The sequence below is a fragment of the Micromonospora sp. NPDC048898 genome (genome assembly GCF_043198035.1).
Lineage (GTDB): Bacteria > Actinomycetota > Actinomycetes > Mycobacteriales > Micromonosporaceae > Micromonospora.
The window spans coordinates 108,902-128,132 of sequence record NZ_JBICUF010000003.1 but is presented as its reverse complement, the minus strand read 5'-3'; the positions used below and the strand labels follow the sequence as shown (position 1 = coordinate 128,132).

11 protein-coding genes are annotated in these 19,231 nt (G+C 70.6%); 5 read left to right on the top strand and 6 right to left on the bottom strand.

All coding sequences use genetic code 11. The features are described 5' to 3' along the window. Positions 1 to 51 precede the first annotated feature (51 nt). From ACGFIQ_RS10845 to ACGFIQ_RS10835, 3 genes are all read left to right on the top strand, one after another. Positions 52 to 1,740 carry a methylmalonyl-CoA mutase gene (locus ACGFIQ_RS10845; protein ID WP_393242497.1) on the top strand — a complete coding sequence of 563 codons (1,689 nt, stop codon included), beginning with the start codon at positions 52 to 54 and terminating at the stop codon, positions 1,738 to 1,740. A 213-nt stretch (positions 1,741 to 1,953) separates the two neighbouring features. Then, a complete protein-coding gene (locus ACGFIQ_RS10840; RefSeq protein WP_393242494.1) occupies positions 1,954 to 2,877 on the top strand; it encodes a tetratricopeptide repeat protein in 924 nt (307 codons plus the stop codon). Positions 2,878 to 2,943: 66 nt separating this feature from the next. Next, entirely contained in the window at positions 2,944 to 4,404 is a 1,461-nt protein-coding gene (locus tag ACGFIQ_RS10835) for an arginase family protein (RefSeq protein ID WP_393242491.1), read from the top strand. Positions 4,405 to 4,608: 204 nt separating this feature from the next. On the opposite strand, the gene ACGFIQ_RS10830 is transcribed toward ACGFIQ_RS10835, so the two are convergent. Next, positions 4,609 to 6,573: a penicillin-binding transpeptidase domain-containing protein gene (locus ACGFIQ_RS10830; RefSeq protein ID WP_393242488.1), complete on the bottom strand. Its 1,965-nt coding sequence runs from the start codon at positions 6,571 to 6,573 to the stop codon at positions 4,609 to 4,611. Positions 6,574 to 6,862: 289 nt separating this feature from the next. Here ACGFIQ_RS10830 and ACGFIQ_RS10825 point away from each other — a divergent pair, with 289 nt between their 5' ends. Beyond that, positions 6,863 to 11,944, top strand: a complete 5,082-nt coding sequence (locus ACGFIQ_RS10825) for an NAD-glutamate dehydrogenase (protein WP_393242486.1) — start codon at positions 6,863 to 6,865, stop codon at positions 11,942 to 11,944. 73 nt (positions 11,945 to 12,017) lie between these two features. On the opposite strand, the gene ACGFIQ_RS10820 is transcribed toward ACGFIQ_RS10825, so the two are convergent. Next, positions 12,018 to 12,731, bottom strand: coding sequence for a class F sortase (locus tag ACGFIQ_RS10820; protein ID WP_393242483.1), 714 nt, complete (start codon positions 12,729 to 12,731; stop codon positions 12,018 to 12,020). A 1-nt stretch (position 12,732) separates the two neighbouring features. After that, a complete protein-coding gene (locus ACGFIQ_RS10815; protein ID WP_393242480.1) occupies positions 12,733 to 14,022 on the bottom strand; it encodes a hypothetical protein in 1,290 nt (429 codons plus the stop codon). A gap of 614 nt (positions 14,023 to 14,636) precedes the next feature. Between ACGFIQ_RS10815 and ACGFIQ_RS10810 the strand changes: the two genes are divergently transcribed. Then, positions 14,637 to 16,424, top strand: a complete 1,788-nt coding sequence (locus ACGFIQ_RS10810) for a glycoside hydrolase family 6 protein (protein WP_393242477.1) — start codon at positions 14,637 to 14,639, stop codon at positions 16,422 to 16,424. Positions 16,425 to 16,543: 119 nt separating this feature from the next. Here ACGFIQ_RS10810 and ACGFIQ_RS10805 read toward each other — a convergent pair whose 3' ends face one another. The 3 genes from ACGFIQ_RS10805 to ACGFIQ_RS10795 form a co-directional block, all read right to left on the bottom strand. Next, positions 16,544 to 16,930 carry a hypothetical protein gene (locus ACGFIQ_RS10805; protein WP_393242474.1) on the bottom strand — a complete coding sequence of 129 codons (387 nt, stop codon included), beginning with the start codon at positions 16,928 to 16,930 and terminating at the stop codon, positions 16,544 to 16,546. A gap of 89 nt (positions 16,931 to 17,019) precedes the next feature. Then, the gene (locus tag ACGFIQ_RS10800) at positions 17,020 to 17,328 is read right to left on the bottom strand and encodes a hypothetical protein (protein WP_393242471.1); all 309 of its coding nucleotides are present in this window, start codon (positions 17,326 to 17,328) and stop codon (positions 17,020 to 17,022) included. Between the two features lie 15 nt (positions 17,329 to 17,343). Next, positions 17,344 to 19,002 carry a sodium:solute symporter family protein gene (locus ACGFIQ_RS10795; RefSeq protein WP_393242468.1) on the bottom strand — a complete coding sequence of 553 codons (1,659 nt, stop codon included), beginning with the start codon at positions 19,000 to 19,002 and terminating at the stop codon, positions 17,344 to 17,346. Positions 19,003 to 19,231 lie beyond the last annotated feature (229 nt).

Here is a 19,231-nt window from a genome sequence, read left to right as displayed (position 1 = left end):
GAGGGTCCTACACTCGACGTGCAGTCGAGGACCCGAGGAGGAGCCCTGCTCATGGACGCCGACGAGATCGACGCCGGACGGGCGCGCTGGCAGGCCCGGTACGACGCCGCGCGCAAGCGCGACGCGGACTTCACCACGCTCTCCGGGATGCCGGTGGAGCCGGTCTACGGGCCGCCCGAGGGCAGCGCGTATCCGGGCTTCGAGCGGATCGGCTGGCCGGGCGAGTACCCGTACACCCGGGGTTTGTATCCGACCGGATACCGGGGGCGGACCTGGACGATCCGGCAGTTCGCCGGCTTCGGTAACGCCCAGCAGACCAACGAGCGCTACAAGATGATCCTCGGCGCCGGCGGTGGCGGCCTCTCGGTCGCGTTCGACATGCCGACGCTGATGGGCCGCGACTCCGACGACCCGCAGGCGCTCGGCGAGGTCGGCCACTGTGGCGTCGCCATCGACACCGCCACCGACATGCAGGCGCTCTTCGACGGCATCGACCTGGCCGACGTCACCACCTCGATGACCATCTCCGGCCCGGCCGTGCCGGTGTTCTGCATGTACCTGGTCGCCGCCGAGCGGCAGGGCGCCGACCTGTCCAAGCTGGACGGCACGCTGCAGACCGACATCTTCAAGGAGTACATCGCGCAGAAGGAGTGGCTCTTCGACCCGGAGCCGCACCTGCGCCTGATCGGCGACCTGATGGAATACTGCGCGACCGAGATCCCGCGTTACAAGCCGCTGTCGGTCTCCGGCTACCACATCCGCGAGGCCGGCTCGACCGCCGCGCAGGAGTTGGCGTACACCCTGGCCGACGGCTTCGGCTACGTGGAGCTGGGCCTCTCACGCGGGCTGGACGTGAACGTCTTCGCGCCGGGGCTGAGCTTCTTCTTCGACTCGCACCTGGACTTCTTCGAGGAGATCGCCAAGTTCCGCGCCGCCCGCCGGATCTGGGCCCGCTGGCTGCGCGACGTCTACGGCGCCACCAGCGAGAAGGCCCTCTGGCTGCGGTTCCACACGCAGACCGCCGGGGTGTCGCTGACCGCGCAGCAGCCGGTCAACAACGTCGTACGCACCGCCGTCGAGGCTCTCGCCGCGGTGCTCGGCGGCACGAACTCGCTGCACACCAACGCACTGGACGAGACCCTGGCACTGCCCACCGACGAGTCCGCCGAGATCGCCCTGCGTACGCAGCAGGTGCTGATGGAGGAGACCGGCGTGGTCAACGTGGCCGACCCGCTCGGCGGCTCCTGGTACGTCGAGGCGCTGACCGACAAGATCGAGGCGGAGGCGGAGGAGATCTTCGCCCGGATCCGGCAGCTCGGCGGGGACGGGCCGCACCAGATCGGCCCGATGACCTCGGGCATCCTGCGCGGCATCGAGGACGGCTGGTTCACCGGGCACATCGCCGAGTCGGCCTTCGTCTACCAGCAGGCCCTGGAGAAGGGCGACAAGAAGATCGTCGGGGTCAACTGCCACACCGGTACGGTCGCCAAGGAGTTGGAGATCCTGCGCATCTCGCACGAGGTGGAGCTGGAACAGCGCCGGGTGCTCGCGGAGCGCAAGGGCGGGAGGGACGAGTCGGCGGTCCGCGCGGCGGTGGCCCGGATGGTCGACGCCAGCCGCACCGACGAGAACATGATCCCCGCCATGCTCGACGCCGTCCGTGCCGAGGCGACCCTCGGCGAGATCTGCGACGCCCTCCGCGCCGAGTGGGGCACCCACCGCGAACCCGCCCGCTTCTGATCCCTTACCCCCACCCCGCCCGCGATCTTGCACTTTCTGTCCCCCGCATAAGGGGTGAATGCCGCGTTTCGGCGACACAAAGTGCAAGATCGCGCGGGTGGGCGTGGGGTGCGGGGCGGGGTGTGGGCGGGGCGGTCGGGGCAGGGTGAGAGTTGCAACGTCGGGGTTGTGGGTGACCTGAGATCGGGGGCTCACGTGCGAGACTAGGTAACCATGAGCGACCCACGGATCACCTCGTCGATCTTCACCCGCGGCGCGGTCGACCTCAGCACGCTGCGTGGCCCCGCACCAGCAAGTACGCGCCCCGGCACGCCCCCACAGGGCGGCCCGTCCAACGGCACCCCCGGCGCGCCCGCCGCCGGCGGTAGCACCGCCATCGTCGACGTCACCGAGGCGACAATCCAGTCCGAGGTGCTCGAACGGTCGATGGCCGTGCCCGTCGTCGTGTTCTTCGGCGCGGCCGGCTTCCCGGAGAGCGACGAGTTCGCCCCGGTCCTGGAGCAACTCAACGCCGAGGGCGGCGGCACCTGGGTGCTGGCACGGGTCGACGTGCAGGAAAGCCCGCGCATCGCCCAGATGTTCCGGGTCCAGGGCATCCCCATGGTCTACGCGGTCGTCGGCGGTCAGCCAGTCGACGCCTTCTCCGGGGTGGTGCCCGAGGCACAACTGCGGCAGTGGATCCAGGCCGTGCTCAAGGCCGGCGGCGTGACCGTGGCCGAGCCGGAGGACCCCCGCCTCGACGAGGCGGACGACGCCCTGATGAGCGGCGATCTGGACGCCGCCGAGCAGGCGTACCGGAAGATTCTGGCCGATGCCCCGGCGGACGCCGCTGCCACGGCGGGGCTGGCCCAGGTCGGCGTGGCCCGCCGGGTCGCCGGCGCGGACCCGGCCGCCGCGCTGGCCGCCGCCGAGAACGCCCCCGACGACGTGGCCGCCCAACTGCTGGCCGCCGACATCGAGGTGCTCAGCGGCCTGGCCGAGCAGGCGTACGCCCGGCTCGTCGGTCTGGTCCGGCGCACCGCCGGCGAGGACCGGGAGACGGCCCGCCAGCACCTGGTCTCGCTGTTCTCCATCGCCGGCCCGGACGACCCGGCCGTCGCCTCGGCACGCCGGGCACTGGCCAGCGCCCTGTTCTGAGTTCGTAGCACGCCAGCGCGGGCCGGCGTTCCGGCCGGCCCGCCCGACCAACGAGGACGGGAGCTCATGATGCGCCGGATCGCCGTCCTCGACGCGCCGACAAATCTCGGTCTGCGGCCACCGACGACCACGTCGGTCCCCGGTTGCGCCAAGGCACCCGGCGCACTGCGCGACCACGAACTGCTGGCCCGGCTACGCGCCCGCGACGCCGGCTGCGTCACCCCGGCCCGGTACGACCCGGGCGACTGGCGGCCCGGCGACGGGGTGTGCCACGCCCGGGAGATCGCCGACTACTCGCTGGCCCTCGCCGAACGGATCGGCTCGATCATCGACCGGGGCGAGTTCCCGGTGGTGCTGGGCGGCGACTGCTCGGTGCTGCTGGGCTCGGCGCTGGCCATGCACCGCCTCGGTGAGGCCGTCGGCGGGCGGATCGGGCTGGTCTTCGTCGACGGCCACTCCGACTTCCGGCACCCCGGCAACGCCTCGTACGTCGGCGCGGCCGCCGGGGAGGATCTCGCCCTCGTCACCGGCCGGGGGCAGGCCGACCTGGCCGCGATCGAGGGGCGACGGCCCTACTTCCGCGACATCGACGTGGTGGTGCTCGGCATCCGAGCCCAGGACGAGTACCGGCTCGACCTCCAGGCCGCCGGGATCACCACCCGGCCGGTCCCGGCGCTGCGGGCCGAAGGTGCCGCCCGGACGGCCCAGTGGGCGCACGAACAACTCGCCGACTGCGCGGGCTACTGGGTGCACATCGACGTGGACGTGCTCGACCCCGCGGTGATGCCCGCCGTGGACGCCCCCGACCCGGGTGGGATCGCCTTCGCCGAGTTGGAGATCCTGCTCACCGGCCTTGTCGACACCCCGCACTGCCTCGGGGTGGAGTTGACAGTCTTCGACCCCGACTACGACCCCGACGGCTCGTACGCGGCCGAGATCGTCAACACCGTGGTCGCCGGCCTGGCCCCGGTCACCGCCCCGGAGGCGGTGCCACCCCGGCTGCTGTCGTCCCGGCCGACCCCCGGACCTCGGCGCGGTAACGGCCGCTCTCCGGCCCCCGCCGAGCGACCCGGCGGGGTGGATCGTGTCGAGGGGGTTCCTGGGCTGGATCGTGCGGAGCGGGTTGGTGGGTTGGCTCGCCCCGAGGGGGTTGCTGGGCTGGAGCGGGTTGGTGGGCTGGATCGTGCCGAGCGGGTCGGTGGGGTCGCCGGCGTGATCGGCGTCGCGGCGTCCTTCGCCGATGCCCCCTCGTGGGAGTCGGCCGTCGATGCCACGCCGCTCACGGAGGCCGGGTCCTCCGACCGGGGAGCCGCCGCCGTCGATCCGGCCGGCATCGACCGCTCCGACGGTGCGGTGGCTGCTTCCGGCCGATTCGGCGGTGACTCTGCCGAGGGTGCGGCCCACATTCCGGCTACGGCCGAGCGGGAGCCGGTCGGCCCACCCGCCTCGGCCGGCCCAGGTCTGCTCCGCCGACCCGCCCCACCGGCAGAAAACACCCTGGATCACCACAAAGCCGACACCGCCTGACCCGAATGCCGCCCGGTCGGGCCGAATGCCGGGCCGCCGGCCTTGAATGCCGCCCCGCCACGCCAAGATCGACTCGGGTTCCATGAACGCGCGGTGTCCGGGTGGCTCGGATACCGCGGTTTCAGCAATACCGAGTGGAACAACGCCTGAGCGGTGTGCGGCGCCCCGCGTGGGCGGTGTGCGGGGTCAGGGGGCCTGCGGCGGTCAGGACCTGGGGAGGGCGCGGAGGAAGCGCTCGGCGATCGGGACTGCGGACGCCGTGCTGGAGCCGCCCTTCTCCACGAAGACGGCGAACGCCACGTCGCCCCGCCAGCCAACGAACCAGGCGTGGGTGTGTGCCGGGTTGTCGTCGTACTCGGCGGTGCCGGTCTTGCCGTAGACCTCGCCTGGCACGTCCTTCAGGGCGCTCGCGGTGCCGGTGGTGACCACCTCGCGCATCATCGCGCGCAGCGCGGCGACCGATTCCGGCTTGAGCTGCTCGCCCGGCGGGGCCGGCTTGGCCGGCGCCGGATCGATCAGCAGTTTCGGCTGCTCGAAGCGGCCTCGGGCGACCGCCGCGGTGGCACCGGCCATGGCCAGCGGGCTGACCAGCGTGGTGCCCTGCCCGAACGATGCCGCGGCCTGCTCGGCGGGGCTGCCGCCGGTGGACACCTTGCCGGTGAAGGCGTCCGTGCCGACGTCCCATTGACCTTCCAGGCCCACCGAGCGGCCGGCGGCGGCCAGCCCGTCGCCGCCGAGCTTCGGCGCCAGCGAGGCGAACGCGGTGTTGCAGGACTTGGCGAAGTCGGTGCGGAACGGCACCGAACCGAGCTCGAAGTTGTCGGAGTTCTTGAAGGACCGACCGTCCACGGTGAAGGTCTTCGGGCAGGCCACCGGCCCGTCCAGGGTGACCGCGCCCCGGTCCAGGAGGCCCAGCGCGCTGACCATCTTGAACGTGGAGCCGGGCGGCACCTGAGCGTCGAAGGCCAGATTCTCCCCGGCCGGGCCGGGACCGTTCGCGGCGGCGAGCACCGCACCGTCGCTGATCCGGAGCGCCACCAGCGCGGATCGCCGTGGCTCGGCGCGCAGTGCCCCGTCGGCGGCGTTCTGGACGGCGACGTCCAACGTGGTCTTGAGCGCCTGACCGGGCTGCGGCTCACGGCGGAACAACTCGGTGCCGGTGGGTTCGAGTTTGCCGCCCTCGGTGGGACGCTCGACCACCACGGTCAGCCCGGGGCCACCGCGCAGCCGTTCGTCGTAGCGGCCCTGTAGCCCGCCGTGCCCGACCAGGTCGCCGACGACGTACCGGTCGGGGTGTGCGGCGAGGTCGTCGGCCTGCGCCGCGTCGACCGTGCCGAGCAGCGCACGGGCGAATTCCCGGGTCGGTGCCAGGTCGATCTTGTCGGAGGTGAACTTGGTGCCGGGCAGGTCGTAGATCCGGGGCTTGATCTGCAGGTACGCCTCCTCGCGGAGCGACACCACCTCGACGAACGCGCCCGGCTCGGCCTTCGCGACGCGCTCGGGCAGGTCGGCCAGGTCGACAGCGGGGACCAGCGCCGGGCGGATCGCCTTGAACGCCGCGTCCAGATCCTTCACCAGCTTCTTGATGTCGGTGACCCCGTCGGGCTGCACCCCGACCCGCACCACCGGGCGGGGAGCCACGATCGGTTGCCCGGCGGCGTCCAGCACTCCCGCACGGGCGCTGGCGTCGCGGCGCAACGCCAGCCGGTCACCCTTGCTGAGCTGCTCCTGCACCACCTTCGGCTCCCAGATCACCTGCCACTGGTCGTCGTCGCCCTGGGCGAGACGCACCTCCCGGTCGTACGTCCAGCGGGTCTGGCCGGGGAGGTTCCACTCCACCTGCACGGTTGTGGTGGCGATGTCCGCCGTGACCTTCGGCTCGCCGCGCCGCGTCAGCGTGGGCGGGGTGGCCGCCAGCTCACCGGAGAGTTCCTTGATCTCGCGACTCACCTCAGCCGAGGGCAGTTTGCCGCCGGTCGGGTCGATCAGGCCGACCGCCTGAAGATCGCCGCTGCGCCAGCCGGCGAGGAAGGCGTCCACGGTGCGTTCCGGCCCGTCGTCACCCGAGCAGCCAGCCAGAACACCGGCCGCGAGCAGCGCCGCGGTGAGGCCGGCGAGCGCGCGGCGGGCGGGGTTCGGCCGGTGGGGCCGGGGGTACGACGAGGGCATGAAGCTGGTCCTTCCCATCTCGGAGCGCCTTCGCACGGTAGTACGCCGAGGGCGTCCCCAACGTCCCCCACGACGGTGGGCGCGCTCAAAGACGGGCCGGGCCGGTGTGATGAACATCGCGTGGCGGGGTATCCCGCAGCCGGCCAACCTCGGACCCGCAACGGGTGAAAGGACAAAGTCCCGATCCGGACGTCTGGCCAGTGGTCCGCCGACGAAGGCGCACAACGGCAGGGCCTAGGCTGAGCGGCAGAGTGACCCACAACGCGGTGGGTCGAGGGGAGTGGCACCGATGGACCGGCGTCCGGCGATCAAACCGGAACCCGACCTCCGGCAGGATGACTCCGGCCGGGACGACGACAGCTTCGATTCGGCGACCGACGGGGACGGCTACGGCCGGCTCGACACGGGAGTCACCGGGCTGACCGGGTCGAGCATCGACACCATCTACGATCTGGGCCTGCCCACCGAGGCGTTGGCCGACGACGTGGAGGACGCCGAGCTCGACGAACCCGTTCCCAACGCGGAGCGCCTGGTGGCCCAGGCTGTCGCGCTCGCCGGGGACGACCACGACGCGGCGACACTTGTCGGCCGTTTCTGGCGGTTCGCACCGGACGAGGAGCTGGTCGGCTTCACGGCGGAAGAGATGCTCGACGCGGCCCGGGCACACCGGGACCTCGCCCAACAGCGGGTGCCTGGCGAGTTGAAGCTGCGGATCCACGAACCGCATGCCGACCAGCACCACACGGTCGTCGAGATCGTCACCGACGACATGCCGTTCCTGGTCGACTCGGTGACCGCGCTGCTCAACTCGTACCACCTGGACGTGCACCTGCTGGTGCACCCGCTGGTGGTGGTCCGGCGTGAGCCGTTGGGCCGCCTCACCGAGGTCTCCGCGGACGTGGAGCCGGACGACGCGATCGCCGGCGACATCATCGAGAGCTGGATGCGGATCGAGATCGACCCGGTCCGGGACGCGGCCGAGCGGGACCGGCTGCGCCGCGAGTTGCAGCGGGTGCTCACCGACGTGCGGGAGGCAGTGGAAGACTGGCCGAAGATGCGTCAGCGTTCGCTCGCGCTCGCCGACGAGTTGGCCTCCGCGCGTACCTCCGACAACCGCCCGCCGGTGCCGGAGAAGGACATCACCGACTCGGTGGAGTTGCTGCGGTGGCTCGCCCACGACCACTTCACCTTCCTCGGCTACCGCGAGTACCGGCTGGTGGACGCCCCGGGCGGTGACGCGGCGGACCCGGTCGACGGCAAGGCCCTCGAAGCGGTGCTCGGCACCGGCCTGGGCATCCTGCGCTCCGACGCGCCGGAGGCCCGGCCACTGGCGTCGATGACACCCGAGGCGCACGAGAAGGTGCTGGAAAAGCGCCTGCTCATCATCACCAAGGCCAACTCACGGGCCACCGTGCACCGCTCGGCGTACCTGGACTACATCGGCTTCAAGATCTTCAACGAGGCCGGCGAGGTGATCGGCGAGCGGCGCTTCCTCGGCCTGTTCTCCACCGCCGCGTACCGGACCAGCGTCCGGGAGCTGCCGGTGGTGCGCCGCAAGGTGGCCGAGGTGCTGGACCGCTCCGGTCTGAGCCGGCGCAGCCACTCCGGCAAGGATCTGATCCAGATCCTGGAGACCTACCCGCGCGACGAGCTGTTCCAGATCAAGACCGACGACCTCTACCACGCGGTGATCGGCGTGCTGCGGATGGCCGGTCGCCGGCAACTGCGGGTCTTCCTGCGCCGGGACGCGTACGGGCGGTTCATCTCCTGCCTGATCTACCTGCCCCGGGACCGGTTCACCACCCAGAACCGCCTCCGCATGCAGGACATCCTGCTGCGTGAGCTCAACGGTGTCGGGGTGGACTACACCACCCGCGTCACCGAGTCGATGCTGGCCCGGGTGCACTTCATCGTGCGTACCGACCCGACCCGGCCGCCCGGTGACATCGACGCCGACCTGCTGGCCGAGGAGTTGGCCGACGCGACCCGGCTCTGGGACGACGACTACCGGCTGGTGTTGGAGCGCAAACTCGGCGACGAGCAGGCCAAGCACCTGTTCACCAGGTACGCCGACGCGTTCCCGGAGGGCTACAAGGACGGGCACACGCCGTACGAGGCGATGAAGGACCTGGCGAAGCTGGAGCTGCTGGAGGAGCCCGGCCAGCTGGAGATGCACCTGTTCCGCAAGCAGCTCGCACCCCGCCCCGGCACCCGGGTGCCCGGTGCGGACCTGGCCGAGGCCATGGACGTCCGGTTCAAGGTCTACCGGTACGGCGAACCGATGATGCTCTCCGCCGTGCTGCCGGTGCTGCACTCCCTCGGTGTGCGGGTGGTCGACGAGCACCCGTACGAGGTGGACCGGATCGACGGGCGGGTCTACCTGTACGACTTCGGCCTGATGCTGCCCGAGGGGCACCACGAGCTGGCCGAGGTGCGCCCGCACGTGGAGAACGCCTTCGCGGCGGCCTGGCGTGGCGAGGCCGAGGTGGACCGGTTCAACGAGCTGGTGCTGCGCGGCGGGCTGACCTGGCGGCAGGTGGTGGTGCTGCGGGCGTACGCGAAGTATCTGCGGCAGGCCGGCACGGTCTTCTCGCAGGACTACATGGAGCAGACCTTCATCGCGTACCCGAAGCTCGCGAGCCTGCTGGTGGAGCTGTTCGAGACCCGGTTCGCGCCGGGTGAGCTGAGCGCCGAGCAACGGCAGCAGCGCAGCGGTGAGCTGGTGGAGACGATCCGGGGCGCGCTGGACGACGTGGCCAGCCTGGACCAGGACCGGATCCTGCGGTCGTACCTGACGTTGATCGAGGCGACCCTGCGGACCAGCTTCTACCAGAAGCGCGCCGACGGGCGGCCGAAGGCGTACGTGGCGTTCAAGCTCGACCCGCAGGCCATTCCGGACCTGCCCGCGCCGCGCCCGAAGTTCGAGATCTTCGTCTACTCGCCCCGGTTCGAGGGCGTCCACCTGCGGTTCGGGCCGGTGGCCCGGGGCGGGCTGCGCTGGTCGGACCGTCGGGAGGACTTCCGGACCGAGGTGCTGGGTCTGGTCAAGGCGCAGATGGTGAAGAACACCGTGATCGTGCCGGTGGGCGCCAAGGGCGGCTTCGTGCTGAAGCAGAAGCCGGGTGACCGGGACGAGGCGGTCGCCTGCTACCAGGAGTTCGTCGGCGCGATGCTGGACGTCACCGACAACATCGTCAGCGGGCAGATCGTGCCGCCCGAGGACGTGGTCCGGCACGACGGCGACGACCCGTACCTGGTGGTGGCGGCGGACAAGGGCACCGCCACGTTCTCCGACATCGCCAACGAGATCTCCACGGCGCACAACTTCTGGCTGGGCGACGCGTTCGCCTCCGGCGGTTCCGCCGGCTACGACCACAAGAAGATGGGCATCACCGCCCGGGGCGCCTGGGAGTCGGTCAAGCGCCACTTCCGGGAGTTGGGCCTGGACACCCAGACCCAGGACTTCACGGTGGTCGGCGTCGGCGACATGTCCGGCGACGTGTTCGGTAACGGGATGCTGCTGTCCGAGCACATCCGCCTGGTGGCCGCCTTCGACCACCGGCACATCTTCCTCGACCCGGAGCCGGACGCGGCCACCTCGTACGCGGAGCGGCGGCGGCTGTTCGACCTGCCCCGGTCCTCGTGGGAGGACTACAACCCGGAGCTGATCTCGGCCGGCGGCGGCATCTTCCCGCGTACCGCGAAGTCCATCCCGATCACGCCGCAGGTCCGGGCGGCGATCGGCCTGGACGGCGACGTCACGCACCTGTCACCGCAGGAGCTGATGAAGGCGATCGTCACCGCTCCGGTGGACCTGTTCTGGAACGGCGGCATCGGCACCTACGTCAAGGCGTCCACCCAGACCAACGCCGAGGTGGGCGACAAGTCCAACGACGCGATCCGGGTGGACGGGCGCAACCTGCGGTGCCGGGTCGCGGGCGAGGGCGGCAACCTGGGCTGGACCCAGCTCGGCCGGATCGAGTACGCGTTGACCGGCGGCCGGATCTTCTCCGACTTCATCGACAACGCGGCCGGGGTGGACACCTCCGACCACGAGGTCAACATCAAGATCCTGCTGAACACGGCGGTGGCCGACGGGGAGTTGACCACGGCCGAGCGGGACGAGCTGCTGGCCGGGATGACCGACGAGGTCGCCGAGCTGGTGCTGCGGGACAACTACGACCAGGCTCGGGCGATCAACAACGCCCAGGCCCAGGCCGCCTCGCTGCTTCCGGTGCACCGTCGGATGATCAACGAGCTGGAGCGGTCGGGCGGGTTGGACCGGGCACTGGAGGCGCTGCCGCCGGACGAGGAACTGGCGGTCCGCAGTGAGTCCGGGCTGACCGCACCGGAGTTCGCGGTGCTGCTCGCGTACGTGAAGATCGTCCTGGAACGGGAGATCCTCACCGAGGGGTTGGCCGACGAGGAGTGGACGACCGAGGTCCTGGTCAACTACTTCCCGACACCGATGCGCGAGCGGTTCGCCGACCGGATGGGCCGACACCGCCTGCGCCGCGACATCGTCACCACCGTGCTTGTCAACGAGGCCATCAACCGGGGTGGCATCTCGTTCATCTTCCGGGTGGTCGAGGAGACCGCGGCCAGCGCCGCGGACGTGATCCGGGCGTACGTGGTGGTCAGCGAGGTCTTCGGGCTGCGTGAGCTGTGGGACGCGGTCGAGGCGCTGGACAACAAGGTGGCGCCCGAGTTGCAGACGAGCGTCTATCTGGACACCCGCCGGTTGCTCGACCGGGCGGTGCGGTGGCTGGTGTCCAACCGGCGCTCGCCGATCGACGTGCCCGGCGAGATCGCCCGGCTGCGCGACGGCGTCACCCGGCTGTTGCCGGGGCTGGAAGAGCTGTTCTACGGCAACGAGCGGCAGGGCATCGCCGCGCACATGGACTCGATGACCGATCGTGGGCTGCCCCGCGAGCTGGCGGAGCGGGCGACCCGGCTGATGTACAGCTTCGGCCTGATGGACGTGGTGGAGACCGCGAACGCCAGCGGTCGGGACGTCAGCGAGGTGGCCTCGGTCTACTTCGTGCTGTCCGACCTGTTCCGGGTGGACTCGCTGCTGTCGAAGATCTCCCTGCTGCCCCGGGAGGACCGCTGGCAGACGTTGGCCCGGATGGCGCTGCGCTACGACCTGTACGCCGCGCTGGCCGCGCTCACCGCGGAGGTGCTCGGCTCCACCCCGGAGGACCTGCCGCCGCACGAGCGGGTGCAGCAGTGGGAGCAGTCGAACGCCACCTCGATCCACCGCGCCCGGCGGGCGATGGGGGAGTTCGACGAGTCGCGGGCAGACCTCGCCGCCCTGTCGGTGCTGCTGCGCCAGATCCGCACCCTGGTGCGGACCTCCGCAGCCGCCTGAGTCAGGTACGCCGGACACGCTCCGGCCGGTCGGGTCATCCCCGACCGGCCGGACCGCTGTCGTTCGCCGCGGGTCACCCCGCCAGGGTGGCGAAGACGACGATGTTGTCCGGGTAGCTCTTGGCGGCCTGGTCGAACTGACCACCGCAGGTGACCACCCGCAGGCCGGGCCGCTCACTGGACCCGTACACCAGCTCGGTGGGGAAGGCCGTCTTCGGGTACGACGCCACCGAGTCGACCCGGAACGTGGCGGGCCGGCCGTCCGCCCGCCGCACCGTCATCGTGTCGCCGGGAACGAGAGCGCCGAGGTCGAAGAAGACCGCCGGGCCGAGCTTCGCCGAGTCCACGTGCCCGACGATGACCGCGTTACCGGTCTCGCCGGGGCTCGCGCCCGGCTCGTACCAGCCGGCCTGGTCGGCCTGCTCCAACGGGGGAACCTGGACGGTGCCGTCCGGGTTGGTGCCGAGCGACATGATCGTCGCCTGGACGCCGATCCGGGGGATCTCGATGCTGGTCGGCACGGAACGCGCCAGCCCGGCCGGCACGTCCCCCCGGTCGGCGGGCTGTCCGGCGGCGGGCTGTCCGTCGGCCGGTGCGGTGCCGGTGCCGGCCGGCCCGCTCACCGTGGGACCGGCCTGGGCCAGCGGCTGCGGCGGTCGGGCCGGGGGCGTGGTCTTCAGGGCGGCACCGATCATGCCGGCGCCGATCATGGCCATGGTGACGACGACGGCCGCGCCGGCGGCACGCCACGGTCTCCCGTGACGGCCGCCGGCCCGTGTCGTCGTCACGTCAGACGAGCGAACCATCGGTCCGCCGGCGACGCATCAGCACGATCCCGCCCAGCGCGGCAGCGCCGAGCAGGCCTGCCCCGCCGGTGGCCAGGCCACGGTCGGTACCGGTGCTGGCGCCACCGTCACCACCGTCGACACCGCCGTGCGGCAGCACGACGAGCTCGCCCTCGCCGCACGAGCCCTTGAGCTCGTAGCGACCCGGCTTGGCATCCTTGTCGATCTTGGCCTCGCCGTAGTAGACGAACTCCCGCTCCTTCTCCCAGCGGTCCTCGTCCGAGCCGCGCTCGTCCTCGTCCTTGGACTCCCAGCCCTTGTCCGAGCCGTACTCGTCCTCGTCCTTGTCCTTGGACTCCCAGCCGTTGTCGGAGCTGTGCTCGTCGCGGCCTTCGTCGGAGCCGTACTCGTCCTTGTCCTTGGACTCCCAGCCGTTGTCGGAGCCGTGCTCGTCGCGGCCTTCGTCGGAGCCGTACTCGTCCTTGTCCTTGGACTCCCAGCCGTTGTCGGAGCCGTGCTCGTCCCGGCCCTCGTCCGAGCCGTGCTCGTCCCGACCTTCGTCCGAGCCGTGCTCGTCGCGGCCCTCGTCCGAGCCGTACCCGTGCTCGTCCTTGGACTCCCAGTCCTTCTTGTCTTCGTCCTTGGAGCCCGAGTCCTTCTCGTCGCGGTTGTCATCCGCGTCCTGGCCGTGCTCCTCGCCCTTCCAGTCCTTGCTGCCCTCGTCCTCGTAGGCGTCGGCGGCAGCGCCGCCACCCTGGCCGCCGGGCTGCGACTTGTCCTTGCCCTCGTCGTCCTTGCCGTTCTCGTCCTTGCCGTTCTCGTCCTTGCCCTCGTGGTCCTTGCCCTTGTCGTCCTTGCCGTTCTCGTCCTTGCCCTCGTGGTCCTTGCCGTTCTCGTCCTTGCCGTTCTCGTCCTTGCCGTTCTCGTCCTTGCCCTCGTGGTCCTTGCCCTCGTCGTCCTTGCCGTGCTCGTCCTTGCCGTCTTCGTGGTCGGAGGAGTCCTCCTCCTCGCCCCACTCGCGGTCCTCGCCCCGGTCTTCCTTCGCCGGGTCGAGCTTGACCTTGCCGGTGACCTTGGACCACACGTACGCGTGCTCCTGCCGATCCGGGCAGATCTCGAGGAGCTTGACCTCTTCGCCGGCCTTGACGACGTGCGGCTTGGCGTAGACCTTGCCGTCGTGGTCCTTGCCGTCCTCGTGGCCGTTGGCGTAGGCGATCCCCGGTGCGAACACCAGGAGCGATGCGCCGCCGAGCGCGGCACCCGCAACGACCTTCCCGAGCATCTTCTTAGCCATGACCTGCGTCACTCCATCCCTGTTGTCCTGAGCTCGGCGACAACCGAGCTAAGACCGACGTTAGACGGTTTCATGACTTATGAAGTGAAAGATTCGCGTTTTGACCTTTGGCCGAGTAAGAGGTGAAGGGGTGCTACGCGGCTTTCAATGCGATGCGCGCCATCTCGGGCATCCCGGGCTTCGGCGAGTGCGGGACGGTGTTCCTCGCCCGTCGTGCCCGGCCGGCTCGGCCATCCGGTAGCGCCGGGACCCGCCCGCTACGTGCCGCTCGGGCGAACTCGGGGGTATCGTCCGAAACCGAACCACGCGCCGACCTCGCCGCCACGCATCGAGCCATTGCCATGGAAGCGCTCCCATGTAAGAATCGGCGCACGCGGTTCGGGGAGCCACACCGCGCAGGCAGGCAGTCGAGGGCACCCGGTCAACCGGGGCGACATCCCGCCGCCGTTCGACCGGCCGCCGTGTCGGTCGTGCACCACCACCACCATCGCCCGTCCGGGTCGGGCGTCCCCGAAAGAACCCCGTTGGCGCCGGCGGCCGTCCGTGCAGGACGCCGACCGGGCCGTCTCGCCGGGCCGTACGTGGGCCCGGTCTTGCCCAAGGAGATCAGTGGCATGAATGTGTGGAGAAGGCTGTCCGGCCCACGCCGGGCCCTCGCGCTCGCCGGCGCGGGTGCCCTGGTCGCCGGTGGGTTGGTAACGATTCCGGTTACGGCGGCGCAGGCCGCGACGCAGTGCGAGATCGGCTACACGACGAACGACTGGTCCGGCGGTTTCACCGCGAGCATCACCATCAAGAACCTCGGCGACCCGGTCAACGGCTGGACGCTGGGTTGGACCTTCCCCAACTCCAGCCAGCGGGTGCAGCAGGGTTGGTCGGCCGAGTTCAATCAGTCCGGCAGCCAGGTGACCGCCCGGAGCATGTCCTACAACGGCACCCTCGCCGCCGGCGCGTCGACGACCCTCGGCTTCAACGGCGCCTGGAGCGGCAGCAACCCGAAGCCGACCTCGTTCACCCTCAACGGCGTGGTCTGCAACGGCGGTGTCACCCCGACCTCCGCGCCGCCGACCTCCGTGCCGCCGACCGACGTGCCGCCGACGTCCGCGCCGCCGACCGACGTGCCGCCGACGAGCCCGCCGCCGGGACAGAAGGTGGACAACCCGTACGTCGGGGTGCCGGGTTACGTGAACCCGGAGTGGAAGGCCAAGGCGGACGCCGAGCCGGGCGGCAGCCGGGTCTCCAACAACCCCACCGCCGTGTGGCTGGACCGGATCGCCGCGATCAACGGCACCCCGGACAGCAGCTCGAACGGCGCGTTCGGCGTGCGTGACCACCTGGACGAGGCGCTGCGCCAGGGCGCCGGCTACATCCAGTTCGTGATCTACAACCTGCCCGGCCGGGACTGCTCCGCGCTCGCCTCCAACGGCGAGCTGGGCCCGGACGAGCTGCCCAAGTACAAGGCCCAGTACATCGACCCGATCGCCGCGATCCAGGGCGACGCGAAGTACCGCAACCTGCGCATCATCAACGTCATCGAGATCGACTCGCTGCCGAACATCGTGACCAACACCTCGGGTCAGCCCGGCGGCACGGTCATGTGTGACACGGTCAAGGCCAACGGCGCGTACGTGAACGGTGTCGGCTACGCGCTGGCCAAGCTGGGCTCCATCGGCAACGTCTACAACTACGTCGACGCCGGCCACCACGGCTGGCTCGGCTGGGACAGCAACTTCGGCCCGACCGCCGACATCCTGAAGACCGCCGCTGTCGCCTCCGGCAGCACTGTCAACAACGTGCACGGTTTCATCACCAACACGTCGAACTACTCGGCGCTGCGGGAGCCGTACTTCAAGGTCACCGACAACGTCAACGGTCAGACGGTGCGGCAGGCCAAGTGGGTCGACTGGAACTTCTACGTCGACGAGCTGTCCTTCGCCCAGGCCTTCCGCGACAAGCTGGTCTCGGTCGGCTTCAACTCCAACATCGGCATGCTGATCGACACCTCCCGCAACGGTTGGGGCGGCTCCGCCCGGCCCACCGGCCCGGGTGCGATGACCAACGTGGACACCTACGTCAACGGCGGTCGCATCGACCGCCGGGCGCACCTCGGCAACTGGTGCAACCAGGCCGGTGCCGGTCTCGGCGAGCGGCCGCGGGCCAACCCGGAGCCGGGCATCGACGCCTACGTCTGGGTGAAGCCGCCGGGTGAGTCGGACGGCTCCAGCAAGGAGATCCCGAACAACGAGGGCAAGGGCTTCGACCGGATGTGTGACCCGACGTACCCCGGTAACGCCCGCAACGGCTTCAACATGTCCGGGGCCCTGGGCGACGCGCCGATCTCCGGTGCGTGGTTCTCCGCCCAGTTCCGGCAGCTCATGCAAAACGCGTACCCGGCGCTCTGACCGGAACGCGTCAATAACCACCCGCCACCGGCAGTTGGTGAGGCACTGCCGGCGGCAGGTCCCCCCGGGTCCCCGGCCCGACCGTCACAGGTCGGGTCGGGGACCCCCCCTTTGCCCGCTCAGGGCACCGTGCGCTCGATTGCCGCCCGACCCTGCTCGGCCAGGTCACGGCGGGCCTTGTCCAGATTCTCCGGTGTGAGGTCCTGGCCGCGGGCCATCACCAGGTCCTCCGGCTCCCACTGCTGCTCCGCCCCGGTGCGGATGTTGTCGCCGCCGGCGCCGGTGCCCGTCCCGGTCGCCCCCGAGCCGGCGGCGTAGGGGTCGCCGATCAGCTCGTCGGTGTCCGGCGCGAGGTCGTCCGGCCGCTCACGGGGCTCGGCGAAGCCGGGGTTGTCGTGGTCGGGGCCGCCCCCGCCACGAAACTGCGGGACGGTGGTGTCATCGTCCACCGCCGCGGCCACCTCCGGGCTGTCCTCCAACGGCGGTTGGCGATCGCGATCGGTCATGGTGGTGCCTCCTGTGTCCGACACGGTGCCTGATCCCCGTCGCGTACCCCCTGGGGCCGGGCTCATGCTCCTGCCGGCCAGGTCGGGCGTCAGGAGCCGGGTTGCTGCTCGTTGGGGGCCGGCGGCTCTGCCGGGCGCCGCCACTGCCAGAACAGCATGAGCAGGCCGAAGACGAGCATCACCAGCCCGGCCCACAGGTTGATCCGGACACCCTGGGCCTTGTCGATCTCGGCCGCACTGTCGAAGATGCCGATCAACGTCACGATGATCCCGTACGCGACGAAGAGGCCACCGATCACCCGGCGGACGTCGAACAACCGGGCGGCGGCGGAGCGGCGCTGCTCCGCCTGTGTCTCGTCGATCAGCGGGTCCTTTGCCGGCTGGCCGTCGTTGCTCATCTGCCGACTCCTTTCCTAGAAGACCGGGATGTAGAAGAGGGCGGCGAGCGCCACCGCGATCACGCCGAGCAGCACGGGGGAGCGGTACCAGACGGCGTCCCCGGCGAGCACGTCGCCCTTCAGGTCGACGCCGCCCATGCCGTAGACCAGCCCGCGCAGTTCCTCGTCGCGCTTGGGCGCGGTGAGCGGGGTGATGATCGCGGCGACCACCACCGCCGTGACGAACGCGAGACCGGCGCCCCAGAAGCTCTCCTCCAGGTCGGAGTTGAAGTCGATGACGCCACCCTTGTAGAGCAGGTAGAGGCTGAGCGACACCAGGGTGCCCAGCAGCAGCGACCAGAAGCCGGCGAGCGCGCTCATCCGCTTCCAGAACATGCCGATGATGAAGGTGGCGAACAGCGGCGCGTTGAAGACGGAGAAGAGCGCCTGGATGTAGTTCATGATGTTGCTGAACCCGGCCGCGATGAACGCCGTGCCGATGCCGACCACCACGGCGGCGACAGTCGCCCACCGACCGACCCGCACGTAGTAGTCGTCCGGCCGGCCGCGGCGGATGTACGCCTGCCAGATGTCGTAGGTGAAGACGGTGTTGAAGCCACTCACGTTTGCCGCCATGCCGGCCATGAACGAGGCGAGCAGGCCGGTGACTGCCACCCCGAGCACGCCGTTGGGGAGCAGGTCGCGCATCAGCAGCGGGATGGCGTTGTTGTACTGCAGGTCGCCGCTCTCCGCGCCCAGGCCCTTCACCGTCACCAGGGCCACCAGGCCGGGGATGATCGTGACCAGGGGGATCAACAGCTTCGGGTACGCGGCGATGATCGGCGTACGCCGGGCGGCGCTCATGTTCTTCGCCGACAGCGCCCGCTGCACCTCGGCGAAGTTCGTCGTCCAGTAGCCGAAGGACAGCACGAAACCGAGGCCGAAGACGATGCCGATCCACTGCGCGCCCAGCGGGTTGGCCGTGCTGCCGGTGTCCTGCCAGGCGTGCAGGCCCGCCTCGCCGAGCTTGGAGTCGCGTACCGCGTCCATCAGACCGTTCACCCCGCCGACCTTGACCAGGCCGATCACGGTGACCGGGATGAGGCCGGCCAGGATGACGAAGAACTGGAGCACCTCGTTGTAGATCGCGCCGGTCAGACCACCGATGGTGATGTAAGCCAGCACGATCGCCGCGCCCACCACGATCGCGGTCCAGAGCGGCCAGCCGAGCAGTGCCTGCATCACCAGGGCCAGCGCGTAGAGGTTGACCCCGGCGATCAGCACCTGGGCGACGGCGAAGCTGAGCGCGTTGAGCAGGTGGGTGGGGCGGTTGAACCGCAGCCGCAGGTACTCGGGCACGCTGCGGACCTTCGACCCGTAGTAGAACGGCATCATCACGATGCCCAGGAAGACCATCGCCGGCACCGCGCCGATCCAGTAGTAGTGGACAGTCATGACGCCGTACTGGGCGCCGTTCGCGGCCATCCCGATGATCTCCAACGCGCCCAGGTTCGCCGAGACGAAGGCGAGCCCGGTCACCCAGGCCGGCAGGGACCGGCCGGAGAGGAAGAAGTCGACGCTGGTCCGGATCGCCCGGCGGGCGGCGATGCCGACGCCGAGGACGGTGACGAAGTACAGCGCCAGGATCAGGTAGTCCAGGCCGTTCATGTTGAGCCGAAGACCGTCGCCGTCCATCCCGTCACCCCTCGTCCGCGGTCCGCGCTGCTTGGTGCGCGCGCCGAATTACCCCTGTGCGGACGGTTTCACGCCTCGACGTCTGTTGAGTTGGTTTCGGGTGGATCGGGCCGGTCCGGCAGCGCGGGGGGGCGGCGCCCCCCCGCCGCCCCCCGCCCCCCCCCCCCCGCCCCGCCCCCCCCCCCCCCCCCCCCCCCCCCCCCCCCCCCCCCCCCCCCCCCCCCGTACG

Bases quoted from the DNA above. Each gene is read 5' to 3' on its own strand.
- ACGFIQ_RS10795 (WP_393242468.1), bottom strand. From the start codon at position 19,002: ATGGACGGCGACGGTCTTCGGCTCAACATGAACGGCCTGGACTACCTG.
- ACGFIQ_RS10800 (WP_393242471.1), bottom strand. From the start codon at position 17,328: ATGAGCAACGACGGCCAGCCGGCAAAGGACCCGCTGATCGACGAGACA.
- ACGFIQ_RS10810 (WP_393242477.1), top strand. From the start codon at position 14,637: ATGAATGTGTGGAGAAGGCTGTCCGGCCCACGCCGGGCCCTCGCGCTC.
- ACGFIQ_RS10825 (WP_393242486.1), top strand. From the start codon at position 6,863: ATGGACCGGCGTCCGGCGATCAAACCGGAACCCGACCTCCGGCAGGAT.
- ACGFIQ_RS10830 (WP_393242488.1), bottom strand. From the start codon at position 6,573: ATGCCCTCGTCGTACCCCCGGCCCCACCGGCCGAACCCCGCCCGCCGC.
- ACGFIQ_RS10805 (WP_393242474.1), bottom strand. From the start codon at position 16,930: ATGACCGATCGCGATCGCCAACCGCCGTTGGAGGACAGCCCGGAGGTG.
- ACGFIQ_RS10845 (WP_393242497.1), top strand. From the start codon at position 52: ATGGACGCCGACGAGATCGACGCCGGACGGGCGCGCTGGCAGGCCCGG.
- ACGFIQ_RS10840 (WP_393242494.1), top strand. From the start codon at position 1,954: ATGAGCGACCCACGGATCACCTCGTCGATCTTCACCCGCGGCGCGGTC.
- ACGFIQ_RS10815 (WP_393242480.1), bottom strand. From the start codon at position 14,022: ATGGCTAAGAAGATGCTCGGGAAGGTCGTTGCGGGTGCCGCGCTCGGC.
- ACGFIQ_RS10835 (WP_393242491.1), top strand. From the start codon at position 2,944: ATGATGCGCCGGATCGCCGTCCTCGACGCGCCGACAAATCTCGGTCTG.